Annotated in this window: 1 protein-coding gene and 1 pseudogene; both read left to right on the top strand. The window is 39.5% G+C overall.

Annotated features, from left to right (window positions below; genetic code table 11):
• Positions 1-60 precede the first annotated feature (60 nt).
• Positions 61-900 (top strand): annotated as a pseudogene (locus HBA26_RS22560) (rhamnosyltransferase); the annotation flags it as partial.
• 74 nt (positions 901-974) lie between these two features.
• Positions 975-2,057: a glycosyltransferase family 4 protein gene (locus tag HBA26_RS22555; protein WP_166721062.1), complete on the top strand. Its 1,083-nt coding sequence runs from the start codon at positions 975-977 to the stop codon at positions 2,055-2,057.
• Positions 2,058-2,073: the final 16 nt, after the last annotated feature.

Below are 2,073 nucleotides of genomic sequence, written 5' to 3'. Positions count from 1 at the left end.
TCCGTCGTCGGCAGCGTCAGATGTGTATAAGAGACAGGTTCTGTAACTGTAACATTTAACCCTGATATACTTTGCTTAGAAAAGCAATTTCTTTCTTTGCAAGGCCAAATAGACAGTGCTGTTATAATAGATAACGGCTCTCGAAATTACGAAGAGATAAAAGATTTAGCAGAAAAATTTAATTTCGTCATGATCAGTTTGCCCGAGAATATGGGTCTTTCGCATGCGCAAAACATTGGTATCGAAAATGCTATATCTCGCGGTGCCGAATATTTATTACTTCTTGATCAAGACAGTGTATTAGGTGCTAATTTCATCAGTGCCATGAGCAAGATGTACACCCAGAATAACGTTGGTATCCTGGGTCCTTCTTTTTATGATCCGCACACAAACGAATTTTATTGGGGCACTAATTACATCGGTCCATTTATTAAACGAACGCCAATAGAAGAAATAACAGATGTCACCTACGTTATTGCATCTGGCTCTTTCTTTTCTTCTGAAGTTTACGAGAAAGTTGGTAAAATGGAAGAAGCATTGTTCGTGGATTATATTGATGTGGAGTGGGCCCTGCGTGCTAAAAAATTAGGGTATCGCGTTGCAATGACTAATCAGGCGTCAATGGCTCACACGATTGGTGATTCAAGGCTGAATCTGTTAGGACGTAAAATATCTGTTCATAGCCCGATGCGACGTTACTTTTTGGTCAGAAATAGCTTCTTTATGATCAGAAAGTCATATATTCCAGTGGGTTATAAAGTTCGTGAGGTTTTCCTTAATTTTGCTCGTGCTGCAATATCTTTAATTCTTAATAAAGAAAAAAAGAAAACATTGATGATGATCTTTTACGGTATTTCTGATGGTCTTTCTGGAAGATTTGGACCATTCAAAAGACATTAATACCAGGTGTAGCTGTCTCGTTGCAAGTTAATGAGCGTTAGTAACGATATACTTATCGGACTGTTTCAAAAACTATGAAAATTCTTTATATAATTACACGCGCGAATGAAATCGGTGGGGCTCAGACTCATTTGCGTGATATGACATCTGGTTTAGTAAAGGATGGTCATCAAGTTGAGTTAATCGTTGGAGAGCAAGGCGCTCTGGTTGATGATGTTCGCGCAATAAATGTGAAAGTTCACATTATCCCTGAGCTGGTAAGGGAAATATCGCCTTATAAAGATATTAAATGCGCTTTAATTATACGCAAGATTATAAAAGAATTTTCTCCGGATGTTATTGCACTTCATTCTTCTAAAGCTGGAATTGTAGGGAGGTTGGCAGCTCTTTTCCTGAAAATTCCTGTTGTTTTCACCGTACACGGTTGGTCATTCGCAAATGGTGTTCATGATAAGAAACGTCGCTTGTACATTGTTATTGAACGATTATTCAGTAAAATTACTGATGAAATAATCACAGTCTCTGCTCAAGATAAACAACTTGCAATCGAACATAACGTTGCGTCTGCCAGTCAGCAAACGGTGATCCATAATGGCGTGCCGTTAAAAAGTGCTGCTCCTCATGTTTACCATACTCATGACGTAGTGAAGTTGATTTCGGTAGCTCGTTTTTCAGAACAAAAAGATCATGAAAGCCTATTGAAAGCGTTGAGTCGATTAGAAACAAGAAACTGGGCGTTGACGCTGGTAGGAAAAGGCCCCAGGTTAGATGAGATGAAACAGCTTTCACAGGATCTTGGAATTAGCGAAAATGTACTGTTTACAGGCGAACGTTTAGACGTTGATGCCTTGCTGGCAGACAGTGATATTTTCCTGTTAATTTCTAACTGGGAAGGTTTCCCTATCAGTATTCTCGAGGCTATGCGTGCAGGCTTGCCTGTTTTAGCATCAGACGTTGGTGGCGTTTCTGAATCTGTCATTGATGGCAAAACGGGATATCTCGTTCCTCGTGCAGATATTGATGCTATCAAAAACAGACTCGCTGACTTAATTAATGATAGTGCTTTACGTGTTGAATTAGGCAAGTCAGGGAATGAATTTTTCCTTGAAAACTTCTCATTCAACGCAATGTATAATCTGTCTCTTATACACATCTGACGCTGCCGACGACGGA

Source organism: Enterobacter sp. 725m/11 (assembly GCF_011683705.1).
In the GTDB taxonomy this organism is placed as follows: Bacteria; Pseudomonadota; Gammaproteobacteria; order Enterobacterales; family Enterobacteriaceae; genus Enterobacter; species Enterobacter bugandensis.
Note: the sequence above shows the minus strand (reverse complement) of the source record. Positions and strands in the feature narration are given on the sequence as shown.

What these genes read in the sequence shown, in the direction of transcription:
- HBA26_RS22555 (WP_166721062.1), top strand. Translation starts at nt 975, where the DNA reads ATGAAAATTCTTTATATAATTACACGCGCGAATGAAATCGGTGGGGCT.